The sequence below is a fragment of the Gordonia sp. 852002-51296_SCH5728562-b genome (genome assembly GCF_001665475.1).
Classification (GTDB): domain Bacteria; phylum Actinomycetota; class Actinomycetes; order Mycobacteriales; family Mycobacteriaceae; genus Gordonia; species Gordonia sputi.
In genome coordinates, this window is sequence record NZ_LZMI01000062.1 from 33,930 (window position 1) to 52,930 (window position 19,001).

Consider the following 19,001-nt stretch of genomic DNA (forward strand, 5'->3'; position numbering starts at 1 on the left):
CAGCCAAAAGGGGTGTCATGGCAGATACGAAGAGCAAGCGGATCGAGGTCCGAGCGGAAGCTCAGACTCTCGATCGGATTCAACGCGCCGCCAATGTCGTGCACGAACCCGCATCTGAGTTTGTTCGGAAGGCAGCGTTGGCACGTGCGGAAGAGGTGCTTCGACAAGAGTTGATTACAGTCATGCCGACTGAGCAGTTCGATGCGTTGATGTCGTCCCTGGACTCTGCCGACGCGGCTCCTCGACTGGCTGAAGCCGCGCGCAAGCCCGCCGTGTTCAAGCGCCGATGAGAGAGTTTGAGTCGACCCAGCTGGACGACGATCACGTCATCGAAGGGTTCGACTGTGGCATCGAGTCACTCAACGATTGGCTTTCCGAACAAGCTCACCGTGCGAACAACGGCGGCGTTGCGCGTGTGTACGTGTGGACACCGCTAGGCGAGTCGAAAGTGTGTGCTTACTTCGCAATTTGCCCTACTGAGGTAGTGCGTGAAGACGACGGAGTGAGTGGTGGTCTCGCTGGAGGGTACTCACGGGTGCCGGGGTTCCTGATCGCTCGCCTCGCGCTCGACTCCTCGATACAGGGGAATGGATACGGAGAACAATTGCTCCTAGATGCGCTTGGGCGCGCTGTTGGCGCGGCCGAGATGGGTGGTGGGCGACTGATCGTCGTCGATGCCATCAATGAGGAGGCGCAGCGGTTTTACGAGCGGTTTGATTTCACCCCGGTGGCGAAGCGTGAGCGACGCCTAGTGATGAAAGTATCCACGGCATCGAAGGCACTGGCCGACCGGTGGGCCGACTAGTCCAGGTCCGCGATGCGTTGATGGACCGGTGGTGCCTCGTACTGTCCGTAGCGGGGGCACCCCTGGGCGATCCATGCGTCGACGGCGGCTTCAGTGATGAACCAGCGGCCTCCGCGCATCGAGTGGCTGCCGTCGAGGGCACCGGAGTTGAGGGCGTCGTAGATCACGTTGGCGCTGCGGCCCGTGAGGGCGGCGACGTCGGTGATGGTGAGGACTTTGCGAGTCATGCGGGTGGTCATGGGGGAAATCTATGGCACCCCTACCGACAAGTCTCGGCCTGTCACCTAGTCGAGCGAAAATAGCCCATTCGATCGCCGGGCTTCGAGCGCGCTCTGAGATGATGCGCAGATGAGCCTTGAGCGAGATATCCAGAAGCAGCTCCGAGACACCATGCAGAAGGTGTTCGATAGGGCTCAACGCAATGGCAAGGGTAAACCGGTTGACACGGTGATGAAGGCGCTTGAGCGTGAGCTCAAGTCCGTCGGGATCAATGGGGTAGGCAAAAGCGACCTCGAATCATGGGCGCAGCAGATTTCCGAAGGCGTGAGGCTCCGCGCCAAGTAGCGGTCTTCGTGGTCACACCGCTGTCACGCACCACGCAGAACCACCCGAACTTCACCGATCCTGCCAAGATGGCGACATAGCCGCCTACCAACGCAAATAGCTCTAGTCGTCACTCGCCCGCATCACCCAAACCGTGCGGATTCCGTCTTTTAATCCGCAGGTCGTAGGTTCGAGCCCTACTGGGGGCACTCGTGACGGAGTCCGCACTCGTGCGCGGCGGGTCCGTCGAGCGTTCCGCTGAACGTCGTCACGCGGCGGCCAGCGAGGCGGGTCGGTCGGCGCGGGCCGCGGCCGACTGCTTGAACCGCCAACCGGCGTACAGCACCTCGGTTGTGTAGCCCAGGTCGAGAGGTCCCGGATTCTCGGGGACGACCGCGTCGTCGGCGATCGCCGCAGGCCGCCAACCGGCTGGCGCAAGATCGGCGGCGCCTGCTCGATCAGCTGCCCATCCTCCTGGCGATGAAATGTGAACTGCTGCAACGCATGCGCCGTGATCGAGAACTCGCCGCGATGCAACGCTCGGTGGTGCGACGAACAGAGCAGCACCAGGTTGTCGGGCGTCGTGGCACCACCGCGCGACCAGAAGCGCACGTGATGCGCGTGCAGGTGTCGAGTCCGTCCGCACCCCGGGTAGCGGCATCCGCCATCGCGCGCCAGGATCGCGCGCAGCGTCCGCGTCGAGGGCGTCCGCGTCCGACGCCCCCACGACGTGACGGTCCCCCGATTTCCGTGACGCACCTCGGTCTTCGTGCCGCCACACGACGCTTCCGACTCCTCAGCCGCCGAGAGCGCGGGCCCACCCTCGACGTACGGGTCAGCCCCGTACGTGTCAGCCTCCGACGACTGGCTGTGCACGACCACCTCTGCCCCGGGGGTGAACGTCGGCACGTCGATCGCCGCTTGCATCGTCTCCGCCATCAACACCACGGCGGGTGCGATGTTGGCAGGGGTATGCCGCCACAACCGTTGATCGGCGGGCTCGAGGCCGGCTTCCTCGATCTCAGCCTCCCGGTCAGGCGACTCTGCCGAATCAATCTGCGCGGCAACCAGATCCGCTACCGATGGTCCAGCGTCGTCAGACGACGTGCGTGTTCGCTCGTACTCGGCACGCACCGTCGCCGCAAGAAATGAGGCCCCGTCCAACGCCGACAACCGCATCCGCACCGACAACGTGCCGTCGGAGTTCCATTCCCACGACGCCGTCGATTCAACCTCGCCTTCGGTCGCCTCTCGTTCACGCTGATCGATCGAGCGGATCGCCCTCACGACCCGCTCGAGTTGGGCCGCGTCGGCAGACAACGCGACGCTGAGCAGTTCGTCCTCGCGGTCGGGCGTCACGACTCGCGTGAGCGCACGAACCTTCGAATACGACAGGCGGCCCTCGACGAACGCATCCCGAATCCGGGGCACCCCATCGAGGGTGCGCGCCACCCGCACGTATTGCTGTGCCGTACGCATCGACAACCCGGTCCGCAGCGTCAACCAGTGCGCGCAGGACATGATCCCCTCTCCCGTCCACCCTTTCCTGCGGTCGAACTCAGAGAGCAGCAGCAGAAACCGCCCTGTGAGGCTCGCGATCTGACTGGCGTGGCCCACAAGGCGGTCTGCGATCTGATCCAACTCCAACCCGGACGGGTCGGCGTCGTCGAAAATTTCTGTGCTGCTGCTGGCGTTCACGATGCCCCCTGACAATCGACAACATGTTCGAGTATCAGAGTATCGGTGGGCACCGACAGAAAATCTGGAGTTCGACCGCCAGAACGTTCAGCGGAACGCCGCGGCCAGAACGTTCAGCGGAACGCCGTGATCCCGAGACCACGCGGATGGTGTCGCGACTACTCGTCGACGAGCGTCAGCGTGACGTCGATATTGCCGCGCGTGGCGTTGGAGTACGGGCACACCTGATGGGCCGCAGCGGTGAGTGCCTGCGCGTCGTCTGCGCTCAGCGCCGGCAACGAGATCTCCAAAACGACGGCCAGCTCGAAACCACCGGAGTCGTTGGAGCCCAACGACACTCGGGCGCCAACGGCCGAGTCGCTGACGTCGGCCTTCTCGGCCCGCGCAACGGTGCGCAGCGCACTGTGGAAGCACGCGGCGTAGCCGGCTGCGAAGAGCTGCTCCGGGTTCGTCGCGCCGCCGGGACCTCCCAGCTCCTTGGGGATCGCGAGATCGAGATCAAGTTGTCCGTCGCTCGTCCTGGCGTGGCCGTCCCGGCCTTCGCCGGTCGCAAGCGCCTCGGCTGTGTACAGAGTCTTCATGGTGACATCCCTTCTTTTCAGCGAGCCTGGTTGGCGCGCAACACATCAGATAGTTGGTGCAGTGCCGCACGCAGCTCGACGGCCGCGTCGACGTCGAAGTCGGCATCGGATTCCGCACCGGGTTCCGCAGGATCGTCGACCGAAGAATCGTTCGACGAACCGGTCAACGCGTCGACCAAGGCGGCCATCACGCAGTCAGACTTTTCGCCGAGCGCCGCGCCCGATTCGGTCAGTGACACGATCGTCGACCGCTCGTCGTCGGGAGACCTGCGACGTTCCACGTGTCCCATCGACTCCAAACGACGAACCAGTGGTGACACGGTGCCCGAGTCCAGTTGCAGACGCTCCCCCAGCCGGCCGATCGGGACAGATTCTTCCTCCCACAGCACCAACATCACGAGGTACTGCGGATACGTCAGTCCGAGTTCGCGCAAGCCCGGTCGCTCCGCGGCGATGATCGCGCGCGACGCAGTGTAGAGCGCGAAGCACAGGTGGTCGTCGAGTCGAATCTTTCCCACGTGGAGAACACTAGGCCCGATTTACATTGTGCACAACATAGTTGCTCGCAATGTTTCTGTGGGCGACGTCATATCAGCGCGCACGGGGCGTTCAGCGGAACGCCGTGACTCCGTATCGAGCGCAGACGAATCCCTGGTTGCGCGCGAGGTAGCGCAGTTCGAGGTCGCACCTCGCGGTGAACAGTGGACGCCCGGCGCCGAGTAGCACGGGCGCGATCGACACCACGAGTTCGTCGAGCATTCCCGACGCCCAGAACTGCGCGGCGAGGTCGCCACCGCCGACGATCCAGACGTCACGTCCGGCGGCGGCGGCGACCAGCGCGTCGTGATAATCCGCAGGCGACCCTGACACCACGCGGATGGTGTCGGCGACGGGAGTCAGGTCGCGTGTGCTGAAGACGAACGTCGGGACCTCGTAGGGCCACGGATTGCCCTGTTCCACTTCATGTTCGACGAGCCACTCGTAGGTGGTCGACCCCATCGCCAGAGCTCCGACGCCGCCGATGAACTCCACGTAATTCATCGGACCGTCCTCGTCGATCGGCTGGCTGAGCAACCAATCGAGCGAGTCTGCGGTATCGGCAAGGAAGCCGTCGAGACTCGTGGCCGTGTAGAAGCGGAATCGAGTTGCAGCACTCATCGAGCACCTCCTACCCTGCAGTGTCGCATTCACCGCCGAGTACCGCTTCAATTCTGTTGGCGCACACCTCGGGAAGCAGGCCGTCGAGTCCCATCGACTTGTCGAGGCGTATGAGCGGGAGTCCGAGAAGCAACGCGCTACTGATGAAGTGGGATGTCATGTTCTCAACCCGAGCGCCAACCGCATCCTCGTAGCGGGCTATGGACGACGACACCGCCACCCGATCCCAGGATCACCGAACCACCTCGCGATGCCCCGCGTCGAGGCGTCGTGTCCAGCCGCGGTCGTCGAGGTACTCGAGCAGTGGGATGGCGACGCGGCGCGTGGTGCCCAAAGCCTTTCGGGCCTCGCTCGTCGTGAAGGGCTGATCAAGAGCAGCCAGAACGCGCATCGCCAACGCGGGAGATCGGGGCGAGAGCACAACACCGTCACGCAACCGAAGTAGCCGGCCGAGTCGTTCAGCCGCTGCCAGTTGCTTGGGGCCGAGCCCGAGTGCGGCGAGGTCGTCGGCTTCTGGCGCGGCAAAGGCATCGGCGGCAAGTCGACGCTCGAGTGCAGCGACTGCCTCCTCCGCATCGCCGAGTCCGCGTGCCACACCGGGTTTCGACAGGAACCCGCCCGCATGGTCCAGGCCGGCGTCGGCAACGAGAGGCGCGACAAGCGCTTCGGACGGAAGTCCGACGACGCCCGCTACACTCGCGCGGGGCAACCCCTCGGCGAGCGAATCCCGCTGATAGACAGCATCAACAGCGTCGCGGAGCCGTGCGATCCACTCCGCCCAGGCCTGCTCATCGACCCACCAGGACCCGACCACGCGCACACCCTCGGGCGGGGTTGCCTCGGCTCCGACGACACCGAGCCGTCGCAGATGCTCGACGGCAACGGCACCGCGGCGTTCGACCTCACGTCGCGCATCACCTCGATCACTCATGTCCGACAACACATCTGCTCGACGTGCTGCATCACCACGACGCCGCAGCGGCGGTGGCTCCGCATCCACGACGACGCCCCCACCGATCCGACCGCTGCCCGCGTCGCGGAGCACCAGTCGATCACCGAGGATCAGCGGAACGGCGCGCTCGAATGTGATCCGCGCGTGGTCGGCGTCGAATGGGCGGAGCCGACCACGCAGCGCAGCCGTGCCGACATGAACACTCAGATCGCTTGGTATCGAGTCGAACTCAGGCCCGCTGACACGTCGGATGTCGACACAGTCGGTCAGCCGCCACGCCCCGGGACTCAACAGCAGATCACCCCGGGCGACGTCCGACGCCGACACGTCGCGCAGATTGACCGCCACCCGGCTCACCGGTCCGACGCGTTCGCGCGGCGTGTTCTCACTCTGCACACCACGCACGCTGACCGATCGAATCCCTCTGCCGGTCAACAGGTCCAGCGTGTCTCCACGACCCACCGACCCGGCCGACAGCGTCCCGGTGACCACGGCACCCGCACCTTTGATGGTGAACGCGCGGTCGATCCAGAACCGAACGGGTGCGGTATCCGAGGGAAACGGGTTGCGCTGCACTACCTCTGCGATCGTGTCGCGCAGCTCGTCGATCCCTCGCCCAGTCAACGCCGACGTGATCACGGCCGGTGCGTCGCCGAGACCGGTACCGGACAGCTCGTCGCGCGCCTGCGCCACGACGTCGGCGATCCGCTCGTCGTCGGCGAGATCGGCGCGTGAGATCACCAGCACGCCACGATCGATGCCGAGTGCGGCGATCGCGTCACGATGATCCGACGACTGCCTGCTCCAGCCCTCGTCGGCAGCGACGACGAACGCCACCACGGGTGCGGGACCGATCCCCGCCAACATATTGCCGAGAAACCGCTCGTGGCCCGGAACGTCGACGAATGCGATGTCGGCACCGGATAGTGTTGTCATCCAGGCGAATCCGAGGTCGATCGTCAGTCCTCGACGTCGCTCTTCGGCCCAGCGGTCCGGTTCCATCGTCGTCAGGGCACGCACCAACGCACTCTTCCCGTGATCGACGTGCCCCGCCGTCGCGACGACGTACACCTCAGCCGGTCGCCCCCGACACGCGGACCGCACCGAGTGCACGCGCGAGCGCCTCGGCGAGAATCTCGTCGTCCGTCGCCGGGATACATCGCAGGTCGACGAGACATACGCCGTCGTGCACGCGCGCGAGCACCGCGGGAGTGCCGGTGCGTAACGCCTTGGCCGCCTGTTCCGCCAGTGCAATCGCCCAGCCGGGCAACGGAACTCCGGGCGCCCCTCCCCCGCCGACCCTGCCGTCGTGGGGCACCACGTCCGCACCGACCTCCGCGGCGACGACCTCGGCCCGCCGACGTAACCGCTCGTTGTCGGCGTGCAGGTACTCGGTCACCGGAGGCACAGGTCCGACGAGCGTGGCCTCCATCGCCGCGAGGGCGAGCTTGTCGGCCCGAACAGCCCGCGCGAGTGGATGTTTCGACAGTCGCCCGACAAGATCGGCGTCGCCGAGCAGGATTCCGGCCTGTGGTCCGCCGAGTAGTTTGTCGCCGCTGGCGATCACCAGATCGGCGCCCGCGGCCAGCGCCGACGACGCGTCCGGCTCGTCGGGGAGCGTGGCGTCGGGGACGAGAAGCCCGCTTCCGAGGTCGGCGATCAGCGGAACACCCTGGGCGGCAGTCAGTTCCGCCAGCTCCGCGATGGTCGCCTCCGCGGTGAACCCACTGACCCGATAGTTGCTCGGGTGCACCTTGAGTACACAGCCGACGTCACCCTCGGCGAGTGCCGCAGCGTAGTCGCGCAGGTGGGTGCGGTTGGTGGTCCCGACCTCGCGCAGCCGCGCACCGGTCGACTCGATGAGGTCGGTGAGCCGAAAACCCGCGCCGATCTCGATCATCTCGCCGCGACTGATGACCACCTCGCGACCGGCAGCGAGCGCGGTGGTGGCCAGCACCATCGCGGCAGCACCGTTGTTCACCATCAGGGCATCGCCCGCGGCGGGACAGGCCCGCAGCAACGCCTCGCGGGTCGCGACGCCACGCCGCGAGCGCGTACCCGACTCCAGGTCGAGTTCGACGTCGACGTAGCCACACGCATCGACGACTGCATCGCGCGCGGCCGTCGACAACGGTGCTCGACCGAGGTTGGTGTGCACCACGACTCCGGTCGCATTCAGCACCGACCGTCCGGTGCCGACGCGGCGTCGAGCGAGTGTTTCCCGAATAGCTCCCTGCACGTCGTCGGGATCGACGTCGCCGCGCCTGGCGGCCTCCTGAACATCGCGGACGACGTCGCGGACAGCCAGTTCACCGAGTCGTCGTGCAGCCGTGGCGATCTCGGGATCGGCCAGCAGGTGGTCGGTGCGCGGGATCCGCCGCCGGGGATCGGATCGGGTCACCGCGCCTCCTTCGAGAACAGTCTGTGGCGGAGGCGGACGGGAATCGAACCCGCCAGACCGAGATACTCGACCTCCTCGGTTTTGAAGACCGGGGGGCCCACCAGGAACCCAGACGCCTCCTCGGCGACCATACCTCCTAATTCTCCCGATCCCTCCGATTAGCCTGAGTCACATGAGCACCGTCGAGACGAATCCGGATTCGCAGAGCCCGACGATCAGGTTGACCGGCTACGCCCACGGCGGCGGCTGTGCGTGCAAGATCCCGCCGGGAGAGCTCGAAGCCGCCGTCGCCGGTCTGACCGGCCAGAGCGGCGAGAACATTCTCGTCGGCCTCGACGACGGCGACGACGCCGCTGCCGTGCGCATCCGCGACGACCTCGCCGTCCTCTCCACCGCCGACTTCTTCACACCGGTCGTCGACGACGCCTACGACTGGGGACGCATCGCGGCCGCGAACGCGCTCTCCGACATCTACGCCATGGGTGGGTCGCCCGTCGTCGCGATCAACCTCGTCGGCTGGCCGCGTGATCTGCTGCCGATGGAACTGATGACCGAGGTGCTGCGCGGCGGGCTCGCCGTCGCGGCGCAAGCCGACTGCCCGGTGATCGGCGGCCACAGCATCGACGACCCCGAGCCCAAATACGGCATGGCCGTCACCGGTGTCGCGTCGCCCGACGCACTCATCCGCAACGACGCCGCGACCGTCGGCCTACCGATCACCCTGACCAAACCGATCGGCGTCGGGATGCTCAACAACCGGCACAAGCAGACCGGTGAGGTATTCGACGCCGCGATCGACGTCATGACGACACTCAACCGCGACGCCGCCGACGCCGCGCTCGCTGCCGGTGTCCGAGCGGGCACCGACGTCACCGGATTCGGGCTGCTCGGCCACCTCCACAAACTGACAAGGGCCTCGGGTGTGCGCGCGGTGATCGACGCTTCCGCGGTCCCACTCGTCGACGGCGCCCGCGATGCGCTCGACGACGGGTACGTCTCGGGCGGTACCAGACGCAACCTCGACTGGGTTCGCGAGCACCTCGAGGTCGGGCGCGCTGTCGACGAGAGCGACCTCCTGATGCTCGCCGACGCCCAGACATCCGGCGGGCTGTTGCTGGTCGGCGAAGTGCCCGGATACCCGGTCATCGGCGAAATCGTTGCAGGTGCAGGGATCGACATTCGCTGACATCGATCGCCGATCGCTCTATTGTCGCTACACACACCGAATCCGAGGGGGAGATCAGGTGCAGCGTCGCAGCGCTATCGCGGTCTCTGACTGGCTGCGTGACGCAACGCCACTACAGTGGCGCGTCCCACTCTTCGATCAGCTCGGAAATGCGCCACTCAAGCGGCTCGTCTTGTCGCTGGGTGCGGGGCTGTTGGGATTCGCGGCGGCGGCCGCCGCGGCGTCGTCGAGCTCCGGATTTTCGCCGTACGTCGAGAACATTCTGCTGGTCACAGCGGTCGTTGCCGCGATTCTCGTGCTGCGGTGGTGGCTGCTCCCACTCCCGACAGGAGCCGAAAGTCTTCTGGTGCTGGTGTTCGCCGACGCCGTGATCGCGACCGCCTGCTTCGGGCATCACGATCACATGCTCGGCATCGCAGGCGTCACGCTGTTCGCGATCATGAGCTCGTTTGCGCTGTTCTTCTGCACGCCGAGGGCCCACTTACTGCACGCGATCTTCGCTTCTGCGGCAATCGTGATTCTGGTCACTATTGTGGCGGCGGACGGAGGGCGTCCGATGCTGCTGGTGGCTCTGTCGAAAGGTATCGCCCCCCTTGCCCTGGTGGCAGTGCTCCTGCCCGCCATGCACTACTTCTTCTGGGTCCTCGGCACCAACGCCATGGACGCAGGGACCGACCCGCTGACCCGGCTGGCCAACCGGCGAGGCCTGTCGCGATATGTCGGCGGGCTCAATCACTCGGCCCGCACGCTCTCGGTGATCATCATCGACATCGACGGATTCAAGGCGATCAACGACACCCACGGCCACCAGGTCGGCGACCTCGTACTCGTGCGCGTAGCCGGGCGGATCATGGAGGCGTGCAACCGGCTGGCAGGCATCCGCAACCTTGTCGCAGCGCGTACCGGCGGCGAGGAGTTCGCCGTGATCCTCGACGACGACCTGCGCACCGCCCGCTCGCTGGCCGAGCGCATTCGCATCGGCGTCGCGGCCGACACCTCGCCGTCGGTGACCGTCAGCGTGGGCATCAGCGTCACCGCACCAGACGTCAAGGCAAACGTCGACCGACATCTCGAAGACGCCGACGTCGCGATGTACCTCGCGAAACGGCAGGGCGGGAATCGGGTGGTGGTGGCTGCATCGAACGACCGCCGTCCACTGGCCCGACACGCCCGACGCGAACGCGACGAGAACGCGATCAGTCCGCAGTCGTGACCGAGTCGTCGGTGACGCCTGCGGCTCGACGAGCGGCGAGGCGTCGCTTCTGCGGTTCGATCGTGTAGCGCGGATCCTTCGCCGACTCGATGCCCGCGTGAAACACGCCGAACCGGGTACATGCCGAGGCCGCGAGCAGCGCCAGACCCGACGCCGCAGACGCGACCCGCGAACGACCACTGACCAGTGCGCCCACTCCCCCGACAACCGCCAGTCGTTCCGCCCAGCGCATCAGCGCACCGGGCTTACCGTGGTGGAGCGGTTCCGCGGCAATCGGATCCATGCGCGCTTCCATGACGCGGGTGGCCGCCACATCGCCCACCACGCCGAGAACGGCCAGCGTCCGTGCCGGGCCCACCTCGTCGAGCGGTGTGGTGACCAGCGCCAGTCCGCTCGCCGCGAGACTTGCCGAGCTGACGAAGACGAAGGGCAGGTCGCGGTGCATCGCGTTCCACGTGGGTGTGGCCGTATCGCCCAGCAGCGCCGCGGTGTACACGGCGAGCAGCGGCCCCATCGCGCCGCCGACGAGTCCCATCGGCGCCTCCACGACGTGGAGAACCGAACGCAGCGGGCCGAGCGGAAGTCTTTCCCGGAGAAGCCGATCCACCTCTGCCGCAGCCGCGACTCCGATACCGCCGGAGAAGCCGGACAGTATCCATGACCCGACGCTCATCGGCGACGTCACCTTGAAGGTGCGCAGCATGTTGTAGAACCGATCGGGTCGGCCGAGGTCGGCGATGAGCGCAACCCCACCGAGCCCGGCCGCGGCGAGACCACTGAGACGGGCGTTGCGGCGCAACACTTCTCGCCCTGTCAACTGCGCACCCGCCGCGAGCACTCCCGACCCGCCCGCGACGCCACCGAGGAACAGGTACGCCGCGACCTTGTCGTCCCAGGGCGCAGGCTTGACGACGTTGTGCCCGTAGTAGCCCTCGACGTCGACCTTCTCGAACTCGACGTCGGGCACCATCGACATCTCACGCGCGCCGTCGCCCTGGCCGAACAAGCCTCGTCGACGCCCCTTGCCGCCCTTCCGCTTTCGGCGACCGGGTTCGGGTGGGCGCAGCGAATCGTAGTCGGAGGTCATCGCTTTCTACCGGTCAGGAACGAGACCGCCGCCGCGGCAACCATTCCGAGGGCGGCAGCGCCCGCTCGTCGATACATGGTGGGGAGATCGGCCGTGCACACGCGCGGGTCCGGCGGAAGGCCGTAGACCTCGGGCTCGTCGAGGAGAAGGAACACCGAACCGGTGCCGCCGACTGCGTCGTTGGGGTTCGCCCCGTAGAGCCGGGCCTCGGTCATCCCCTGGGCGTGCAGCTGTTCGACCCGTTCGCGCGCGGTGTCGACCATGTCGTCGTGGTCGCCGAACTTGATCGACGTCGTCGGACAGGTCTTCGCGCACGCGGGTGTCTCGTCGTCGACGAGTCGGTCGTAACAGAGCGTGCACTTCTGTGCCACACCACGTCCGGGCACGGGCGGCTGCTCGCCCTTGCGTTGGCCCTCGCGCGTGGTCGGCTCGACGGTGCCGTCGGACCGACGTTCGACGACGCCGAAAGGGCAACCGGCGACACAGGTTCCGCACCCGTTGCACACTTCGTGCTGCACGACGACCGTCCCGAACTCGGTGCGGAACAACGCGCCGGTCGGGCACACGTCGAGACAGCCCGCGTGCGTGCAGTGCTTGCAGACGTCCGACGACATCAGCCAGCGGAACTCGGGTGTATCGGGCGGGGTGGTGTCGGGCGGGGTCGTGCCCACGGAGTCCATGGCGTCGGGAATTGTCTCACCCCCGGGCATCGTCGGCATCCCCAAACCGACCAGGGCGCGGCCTGATTTGCGTGCCTTGTCGATGCGGTCGCGGTCCTGCTCGATGAACGCGACGTGCCGCCACGTACTCGCACCCAGCGCGACGGTGTTGTCGTACGACATGCCCGTCAGTTCCAGGTCACCGTCGCGCGGGTTCTGGTTCCATTCCTTGCACGCGACCTCGCATGCCTTGCAGCCGATACAGATCGACGTGTCGGTGAAGAAGCCCTTGCGCGGACGCTCGGCGTCGCCCCAGTGCGCGTCGGCACTGGGATCGGTGGGACCGGACAGCTGATGACTCATCTCGCACTCCTCACCATCGGGTGAACCCCTCTCCGTCCGGATCATCGGAATCGATTGGCGGATAGATCTTTTCGTGCTCGGGATCGGTGATGCGCACGTTGTCGGTCTCGGGTGTCACGCCCGCGCGCTGCTGGTAGGAGCGCACCAGGTCGAGGAGCGCCTGACCCTGGGGTCGACGCCCCGCGATCACCTCGCACGACCCGACCTTGGACTCCTGGATCTGGACGTTGGGGTCGAGCGTGACACCGATCAGATCGTTCGCGGCGTCGCCACTGACCACGGCGTCGCTGCCGACGCCCCAGTGATAGGGCAGACCGACCTGATGGACGTCACGTCCGTTGATACGCAACGTCTTCACCCGGTCGGTGACCAAGACGCGCGCCTCGATTGCCGCGCGCGGCGAGATGATCGTCGCCCAGCCCTCGTTGACCAGTCCCCGTTCGGCGGCGAGTGCCGGGGAGACCTCGCAGAACATTTCCGGTTGCAGCTCGGCGAGATACGGCGACCAGCGACTCATCCCGCCCGCGGTGTGGTGCTCGGTGAGGCGATAGGTGGTGAACACATACGGATAGACGTCGACGCCTGCGTCGCCCGCGCTCGGGGCGTCGAGATTGTCGTTGCGCGCGAAGATGATTCGTGCCGGTGCCTGCTGCTGCGGGTACAGCGCGTTGGCGACCGGCGACTCCTGCGGCTCGTAGTGCGCGGGCAGCGGACCGTCGACAAGCCCCTTGGGCGCGAAAAGCCAACCCTTGCCGTCGGATTGCATGATGAACGGGTCGTCGCCCGCGAGTCCCTCGGCTCCTCCGCGATCGGGATCGGGGCGGGCATCGGGCGCCTTGTCGACCGGGAAGTCGGGCACGTCGTCGCCAACCCACTTGCGCGCCTGCGCATCCCACCAGATGTAGCGCTTGCGCTCGCTCCACGGATTGCCCTCGGGATCGGCGGAGGCACGGTTGTAGAGAATTCGACGATCCGCCGGCCACACCCAGCCCCACTCGTGCTGGCTCACCGAGTCGCCGCCGTGTGGAACGCGTCGCGCCGCCATGTTGGTCGCGTGCGCGTAGACGCCGGTGTAGATCCAGCAGCCACCCGCCGTCGAACCATCGGCCTTCATCTGCGTGTAACTGGTGAGGTTCTCGCCCGCGTGATCGCCAGATGTGAAGTAGCCGTTGATCTCCGAGAGCACCGACTCCGGCTCGGGGTTGCCATGCTCGTCGAGCGGGTAGTCCCACGTCATGTCGAGGAGTGGCCGGTCGCGCGGGTCGTCGGAGTCGGCCAGCCGCGTGCGGATGCGTTGTCCGAGTTCGTAGAAGAAGTCGAGTTCGCTCTGCGCCTGTCCCGGCGGCGCGACCGCCTGATGCCGCCACTGCACCATGCGTTGGGTCTGGGTGAACGAGCCTGCCTTCTCGACATGCGTTGCGGCGGGCATGAAGAAGACCTCGGTGCCGATATCCTCTGTGCGCAGCTCACCGGAGGTGATTTCGGGTCCCTCCTTCCACCAGGTCGCCGACTCGATCATGTTGAGGTCGCGCACCACCAGCCACTTGAGATGGCTCATGGCCAGGCGCTGCTGTCTGCCGTTCGCCGATCCGACGGCAGGGTTCTGGCCGAGCACGAAGTAGCCCTCGACCTCGTCGTCGAGCATCGACACGGTGGTCTGGTACGTGCCGGCGGGACCGTTCAACCTGGGCAGATAGTCGTAGCACCAGTCGTTGTCGGCGGTGGCGGTGTCGCCGAACCACGCTTTGAGCAGGCTCACCATGTAGGTGTCGGCGTAGGCCCAATACCCCTTCTGCTGTGGCGATCCGACGCCCGCGAGGTAGTCGTCGAGAGTGTCGTGCTTGCCCACCGACGGCATCGGTAGGTAGCCGGGAAGCAGGTTGAACAGGGTCGGGATGTCGGTGGAACCCTGGATGCTGGCGTGTCCGCGCAGCGCCATGATGCCGCTGCCGGGGCGACCGACGTTGCCGAGCAACAGCTGCAGGATCGCCGCGGTACGGATGAACTGGGCGCCGAGGGTGTGCTGCGTCCAACCGGTCGCGTAGCCGAAACACGTTGTGCGGTCTCGACCGGAGTTGTCGGCGATCGACTCGGCGAGGTAGGTGAACTCGTCGACCGAGATGCCGCACATGTCGCGGACCATCTCCGGCGTGTAGCGGGAGAAGTGGCGTTTGAGGATCTGGAACACCGTGCGCTCGTCGGTCAGCGAGTCGTCGCGGAGCACGTTCGCGTGCTCGAGGGGCGGACCGCCCGAGCCGTGCTGGTCGCCCGCCGCACGCGCCGCCGCGGTCTCGCCGTGCTCGTCGCCCCCGGGCGATTCGATGCCGGACGATTCGGTACCGCCGTCCTCGGCATCGGCGTAGGCCCACGTCGACGGGTCGTACTGTCCGGTCTCGGGGTCGAAACCGGAGAACAGTCCGCCGAGGTCCTCGGTGTCGCGGTACTCGTCGTTCACGATCGTCGCGGCGTTGGTGTACGCGACGACGTACTCACGGAAGTACCGCTCGTGGGTGAGCATGTAGTTGATCAGCCCACCGAGCAGCACGACGTCGGAGCCGACGCGGATCGAGATGTGCTTGTCGGCGTTGGCCGACGTCCTGGTGAACCGCGGGTCGACATGGATGACCCGTGCACCGCGCGAGCGCGCTTCAACCACCCACTGGAAACCGACGGGGTGCGCCTCGGCCATATTGCCGCCGATGAGCACGATGCAGTCGGAGTTCGCCATGTCCTGCAGTGATTGCGTTGCGCCGCCGCGTCCAAATGAAGCTCCCAAACTGGGAACGGTTGCGGAGTGTCATATGCGCGCCTGGTTCTCGATCTGGATCGCGCCCGCCGCGGTGAAGAGCTTCTTGATCAGGTAGTTCTCTTCGTTGTCCAGGGTCGCACCGCCGAGCGAGGCGATGCCCATGGTGCGTCGGAGTACCCGCCCCTGCTCGTCGGTGTCCTGCCAGGTTCGACGACGCGACTCGACGAAGCGGTCGGCGATCATGTCGATCGCGGTGTCCAGGTCGAGATCGGTCCACTCGGTCGCGTACGGCGCGCGGTAGCGAATGGTGCGCTGCCGCATCGGATTGTTGACCAGCTGCTCGCTCGACGCGCCCTTCGGGCAGAGGCGTCCGCGTGAGATCGGCGAGTCGGGGTCGCCCTCGATCTGGATGACGCGCTCGTCTTTGACGTAGACCTTCTGCCCGCAGCCGACAGCGCAGAACGGGCAGACGCTCTGCACCACACGGTCGGCGGTGGCGGTCCTCGGTTCGGTTGCGCGGGTGCGCGCCGACTGCACGGCCGGACCGCGGCCGAACCTGTCGCCGGTGCGCAACTGCCGGAAGACCGGCCACTCCAATGGGCTGAAGGAGGGCACGCCATAGACCCTACGTCAGATTGCGCCCTTGTCGGGATCACCTGCGGGCACCGCGTCGAACGTCTTGATGTCGAGCGGTGCGGCGAGCAGGTGGTTCAGCGCTGCACCGAGTTCGGCGAGGGCTGCTCCCTTGCCGTGCGTGGCCAAGGCGTCGAACGACTCCCACTTCTCGATCATCACCAGATCCGTGCCATCACCGGTGGCCTCGTGCAGCGCGTACAGCTGGCAACCCGGCTCGGTCTGCACCTTGGGGACCGCCGCGATCACGGCCTCGCGGGCCGCGGCCTCCTGTCCGGGCTTGGGCGACAGCGTTGCGACGACGATCACGGGCGACATATGCACTCCTACTTGGGCTTCCGCGCCCAGGTACTTTTCCGGGGCGCGGAAGACAACGCTACGTCGGTGACGCCACACGCGATGGTGTTTTGGCGTCAGTTCCCACTCACGAGAACCGGGGATTCGAGCGCGACGGCGTCGACTGCCGCGACGAAGGGCGGCAGGAAGTTCTCGACGCCGATCACGCAGCACGCGTGGCCGCCGTCGACGTCGAATCGGCGCGCGCCGGGGATGCCGTCGACGAGAAGTTGCTGACGCTCGGGTTCGACGGTGTGGTCCCTGGTCGAGACCACCACGGAGGTGGGCACGTCGATGTCGCGCAGCCACGAGGTGGAGTCGAAGTTACCCAGGCCCTCGCCGAAATCGCCCGCGTGCGAGAGCGGCGTCGAGAGGAACTGCTTGGTGGCCCAGATGCTCGTGTGTTTCGCCGGGCGGTCGAGGCTGTCGTCGGACGGACGGGGAAGCGACTCGTAGATCGGGCGCAGGATTCGTCCGATGCGGGCGTCGCGGCCACGCCTGTTCGGATCGCGTTCGCTGAAGAACGGTCCCGTCGAGCACAGCACGAGCCCTGACACCCTGCCCGGGTGTCGACGCCAGACGAGCTGTGCGATTCCGCCGCCCATCGAGAACCCGGCAGCGGTGAACCGGTCGATACCCAGAACGTCGGCGAGCGCGACGACGTCGTCGGCGCAGTCGCGCAGATCGAAACCCTCGGCCTGGATACCTCGCCCGTGCCATCGCTGGTCGAGTGTGATGACCCGGTACCGACCGTTCAGTTGCGGAATCGACGGGTACCAACAGAGCAGTCCGGTGGTGAGCACCGAGTGCAGCAGGAACACCGCCGGGGCGTCCTTCGGTCCGGAGTCGGTCACGTAAGTCGTTCCACGGCCGGGCAATTCGACATGCCGGCCGGACGGAAGGTCGCGTACCGGATAGGGCGTCGCGACGTGGCGAACGCCGCGCACGATCCGCTGAATCGACGACGGCGTCGAAGCCTCGGTTGTCGGGGAAACGTCTGCACTCACCCGGTCAACGGTACGCGCACACGCTGCGGGTTCGCTGTGTTCGGCGCGTCATCGGATGTTCGTGCTGAACAGGTGCCGTTCGTCGGGTATGCCCGTTGTGGTCATGGCGAGCACGCGGGCGACGTTGTCGTGGTCGTACTCGGTCCAGCGATCGCGATGCTGACGCCGGTATTCCGACCACGACGGCACGACGAACTGCTCGACGTAGCGGCCGTCCCGGTCGGCGCTGCGGTAGAGATGCCAGTTCCGTGCGCCGGTGCGTCGACGTGACCGGCCGACGGCAGGCATGGCGGCGAGGAAGTCGTCGCGGCGATCGGCAGGAACGTCGTAGATGGCACTGACCTCGACGGGCCCGTCGTCGGGTTCGGGCTCGAACACCAGCGTCGGGACGGGCCAGGCCATCGAGAGCTCACGGCTGAGCGTGCCCGTGACCGGCGACGGCGGCAGCAGCCACACACTCGCCGCGGTCAGCAATAGACAGACTCCGGCGATCACCAGCGCCCACTTGGTGCCCAACGCAGACCCGACAGCTCCCCACAGCAGCGCGCCGATGCCCTGGGAACCCATGAAGACCAGCAGATACGCAGCCATCCCGCGTGCACGCACCCATTGCGGGAGCGTCAACTGCGCACCGGCATTGAGCGTAGTCAGCGTCGCGATCCACGCGACTCCCGCGAACAAGAACAACACGAGACACGGCCAGAGAGGCAGAAATGCTGCGGCGATCGTGGCCACCGCGAACACGACTGCCGACGACGCGAGAATCACCGCAGACGACAGGTGCTGGCGCATCCAGGGCATCAGCGCCACCCCGATCAACGCCCCGACGCCGAGCACCCCGAGAACGAGACCGTAACCCGAGGATCCGAGGTGAAACGAATGCGCGACGACCAGCGGCAACAGCGCCCACAACGCCGACGCCGGGATCGCGAACAACGCCGAGCGGAGCAGGATTCGACGCACGATCGGGGCTGCCGCGACGTACCGCAAGCCTGCCCAGAATGAGTCCGAGAGACGCTCGGGCACGACCGTCGAGCTCTGCCCGGACCCCTTCCACGCCAGCAACGCGATCACGACAGCCAGGTACGAGATGGCATTGAGGAGAAAGACGAGGCCTGGCCCGCCGAGCGAGAAGATCACACCGGCCAGTGCCGGTCCGATGGCACGCGCGGCGTTGACCGAGACACTGCCGAGTGACGCGGCGTCGGGTATCTCGTCGCGGGGGACGAGTTCGGGCTGGATGGCCTGGAACGCAGGCGACGAGAGCGCCGCGCCCGCGCCGAGCAGGAAGGTCAGGATCAACAGCGTGGCGGGATTGAGGTGTCCGGTGAACGCCAACACCGCCATCAGCACGCCGATCGCCGTGGAGTAGACCGACATCACCACGAGCAACCATTTGCGGTCGAGACTGTCGGCGAGCACGCCCGCCAGCAGCGAGAACAGCAGAGTGGGCGCGAGGCTTGCCGTCTGGACCAGTGAGATCACGGCGGGTCCGGCGTGCTGGTCGACCAGAAACCACTGCGCGCCGACCGACTGCATCCACAACCCGACATTCGACACGAGTTGCGCGATGAACAGGTTGCGGAAGACCGAGCTCTTCAGGGGCTGCCAGGCGGAGGCCATGCGTCAA

The 19,001-nt window shown here is 66.5% G+C and carries 19 protein-coding genes and 1 tRNA gene; 5 read left to right on the forward strand and 15 right to left on the reverse strand.

The window, feature by feature from the left end:
• The first annotated feature begins 17 nt into the window (after window positions 1-17).
• Both A5766_RS11280 and A5766_RS11285 read left to right on the forward strand, forming a co-directional pair.
• Entirely contained in the window at window positions 18-290 is a 273-nt protein-coding gene (locus A5766_RS11280; protein ID WP_005204340.1) for a type II toxin-antitoxin system TacA family antitoxin, read from the forward strand.
• The gene (locus A5766_RS11285; protein WP_005204339.1) at window positions 287-805 is read left to right on the forward strand and encodes a GNAT family N-acetyltransferase; all 519 of its coding nucleotides are present in this window, start codon (window positions 287-289) and stop codon (window positions 803-805) included. The genes A5766_RS11280 and A5766_RS11285 overlap by 4 nt, the downstream gene beginning before the upstream one ends.
• Here the strand turns inward: A5766_RS11285 and A5766_RS11290 are convergent.
• On the reverse strand, window positions 802-1,044 hold the full coding sequence (locus A5766_RS11290; RefSeq protein WP_005204337.1) for a helix-turn-helix domain-containing protein: 243 nt from the start codon (window positions 1,042-1,044) through the stop codon (window positions 802-804). The genes A5766_RS11285 and A5766_RS11290 overlap by 4 nt on opposite strands.
• A gap of 109 nt (window positions 1,045-1,153) precedes the next feature.
• Between A5766_RS11290 and A5766_RS11295 the strand changes: the two genes are divergently transcribed.
• A complete protein-coding gene (locus A5766_RS11295) occupies window positions 1,154-1,369 on the forward strand; it encodes a hypothetical protein (RefSeq protein ID WP_005204335.1) in 216 nt (71 codons plus the stop codon).
• Window positions 1,370-1,471: 102 nt separating this feature from the next.
• Here A5766_RS11295 and A5766_RS11305 read toward each other — a convergent pair whose 3' ends face one another.
• The 8 genes from A5766_RS11305 to A5766_RS11335 form a co-directional block, all read right to left on the reverse strand.
• The gene (locus tag A5766_RS11305) at window positions 1,472-3,046 is read right to left on the reverse strand and encodes an HNH endonuclease (protein WP_331710683.1); all 1,575 of its coding nucleotides are present in this window, start codon (window positions 3,044-3,046) and stop codon (window positions 1,472-1,474) included.
• Window positions 3,047-3,204: 158 nt separating this feature from the next.
• A complete protein-coding gene (locus A5766_RS11310) occupies window positions 3,205-3,627 on the reverse strand; it encodes an organic hydroperoxide resistance protein (protein WP_005204332.1) in 423 nt (140 codons plus the stop codon).
• A gap of 17 nt (window positions 3,628-3,644) precedes the next feature.
• The gene (locus A5766_RS11315) at window positions 3,645-4,145 is read right to left on the reverse strand and encodes a MarR family winged helix-turn-helix transcriptional regulator (protein ID WP_005204330.1); all 501 of its coding nucleotides are present in this window, start codon (window positions 4,143-4,145) and stop codon (window positions 3,645-3,647) included.
• A 91-nt stretch (window positions 4,146-4,236) separates the two neighbouring features.
• Window positions 4,237-4,785: a dihydrofolate reductase family protein gene (locus A5766_RS11320; RefSeq protein ID WP_005204328.1), complete on the reverse strand. Its 549-nt coding sequence runs from the start codon at window positions 4,783-4,785 to the stop codon at window positions 4,237-4,239.
• Window positions 4,786-4,795: 10 nt separating this feature from the next.
• The gene (locus A5766_RS23865) at window positions 4,796-4,945 is read right to left on the reverse strand and encodes a hypothetical protein (RefSeq protein WP_174273025.1); all 150 of its coding nucleotides are present in this window, start codon (window positions 4,943-4,945) and stop codon (window positions 4,796-4,798) included.
• Between the two features lie 72 nt (window positions 4,946-5,017).
• The gene (gene selB / locus A5766_RS11325; protein WP_039855008.1) at window positions 5,018-6,808 is read right to left on the reverse strand and encodes a selenocysteine-specific translation elongation factor; all 1,791 of its coding nucleotides are present in this window, start codon (window positions 6,806-6,808) and stop codon (window positions 5,018-5,020) included.
• 1 nt (window position 6,809) lies between these two features.
• Entirely contained in the window at window positions 6,810-8,138 is a 1,329-nt protein-coding gene (selA, locus tag A5766_RS11330) for an L-seryl-tRNA(Sec) selenium transferase (RefSeq protein ID WP_005204323.1), read from the reverse strand.
• 24 nt (window positions 8,139-8,162) lie between these two features.
• Window positions 8,163-8,258: transfer RNA gene (locus A5766_RS11335), tRNA-Sec, on the reverse strand.
• 52 nt (window positions 8,259-8,310) lie between these two features.
• Between A5766_RS11335 and selD the strand changes: the two genes are divergently transcribed.
• Window positions 8,311-9,324 (forward strand): selenide, water dikinase SelD, encoded by a 1,014-nt coding sequence (selD, locus tag A5766_RS11340; protein WP_005204321.1) that lies wholly within the window; start codon window positions 8,311-8,313, stop codon window positions 9,322-9,324.
• Between the two features lie 58 nt (window positions 9,325-9,382).
• Window positions 9,383-10,537: a GGDEF domain-containing protein gene (locus A5766_RS11345; protein ID WP_005204319.1), complete on the forward strand. Its 1,155-nt coding sequence runs from the start codon at window positions 9,383-9,385 to the stop codon at window positions 10,535-10,537.
• Here A5766_RS11345 and nrfD read toward each other — a convergent pair.
• The 6 genes from nrfD to A5766_RS11380 all read right to left on the reverse strand — a co-directional run bounded on the left by nrfD (window position 10,521) and on the right by A5766_RS11380 (window position 18,994).
• Entirely contained in the window at window positions 10,521-11,624 is a 1,104-nt protein-coding gene (nrfD, locus tag A5766_RS11350; protein ID WP_064904783.1) for an NrfD/PsrC family molybdoenzyme membrane anchor subunit, read from the reverse strand. The two genes, A5766_RS11345 and nrfD, sit on opposite strands and share 17 nt — an antisense overlap.
• On the reverse strand, window positions 11,621-12,646 hold the full coding sequence (locus tag A5766_RS11355) for a 4Fe-4S dicluster domain-containing protein (RefSeq protein WP_064904806.1): 1,026 nt from the start codon (window positions 12,644-12,646) through the stop codon (window positions 11,621-11,623). Before A5766_RS11355 ends, nrfD begins: the two co-directional genes overlap by 4 nt.
• 10 nt (window positions 12,647-12,656) lie before the next feature.
• Window positions 12,657-16,010, reverse strand: a complete 3,354-nt coding sequence (fdh, locus tag A5766_RS11360; RefSeq protein WP_197501432.1) for a formate dehydrogenase — start codon at window positions 16,008-16,010, stop codon at window positions 12,657-12,659.
• Window positions 16,011-16,025: 15 nt separating this feature from the next.
• On the reverse strand, window positions 16,026-16,346 hold the full coding sequence (locus tag A5766_RS11370) for a putative quinol monooxygenase (RefSeq protein WP_064904785.1): 321 nt from the start codon (window positions 16,344-16,346) through the stop codon (window positions 16,026-16,028).
• A gap of 95 nt (window positions 16,347-16,441) precedes the next feature.
• The gene (locus A5766_RS11375) at window positions 16,442-17,311 is read right to left on the reverse strand and encodes an alpha/beta fold hydrolase (protein WP_005204309.1); all 870 of its coding nucleotides are present in this window, start codon (window positions 17,309-17,311) and stop codon (window positions 16,442-16,444) included.
• 108 nt (window positions 17,312-17,419) lie between these two features.
• Window positions 17,420-18,994: an MFS transporter gene (locus A5766_RS11380; RefSeq protein ID WP_064904787.1), complete on the reverse strand. Its 1,575-nt coding sequence runs from the start codon at window positions 18,992-18,994 to the stop codon at window positions 17,420-17,422.
• Window positions 18,995-19,001: the final 7 nt, after the last annotated feature.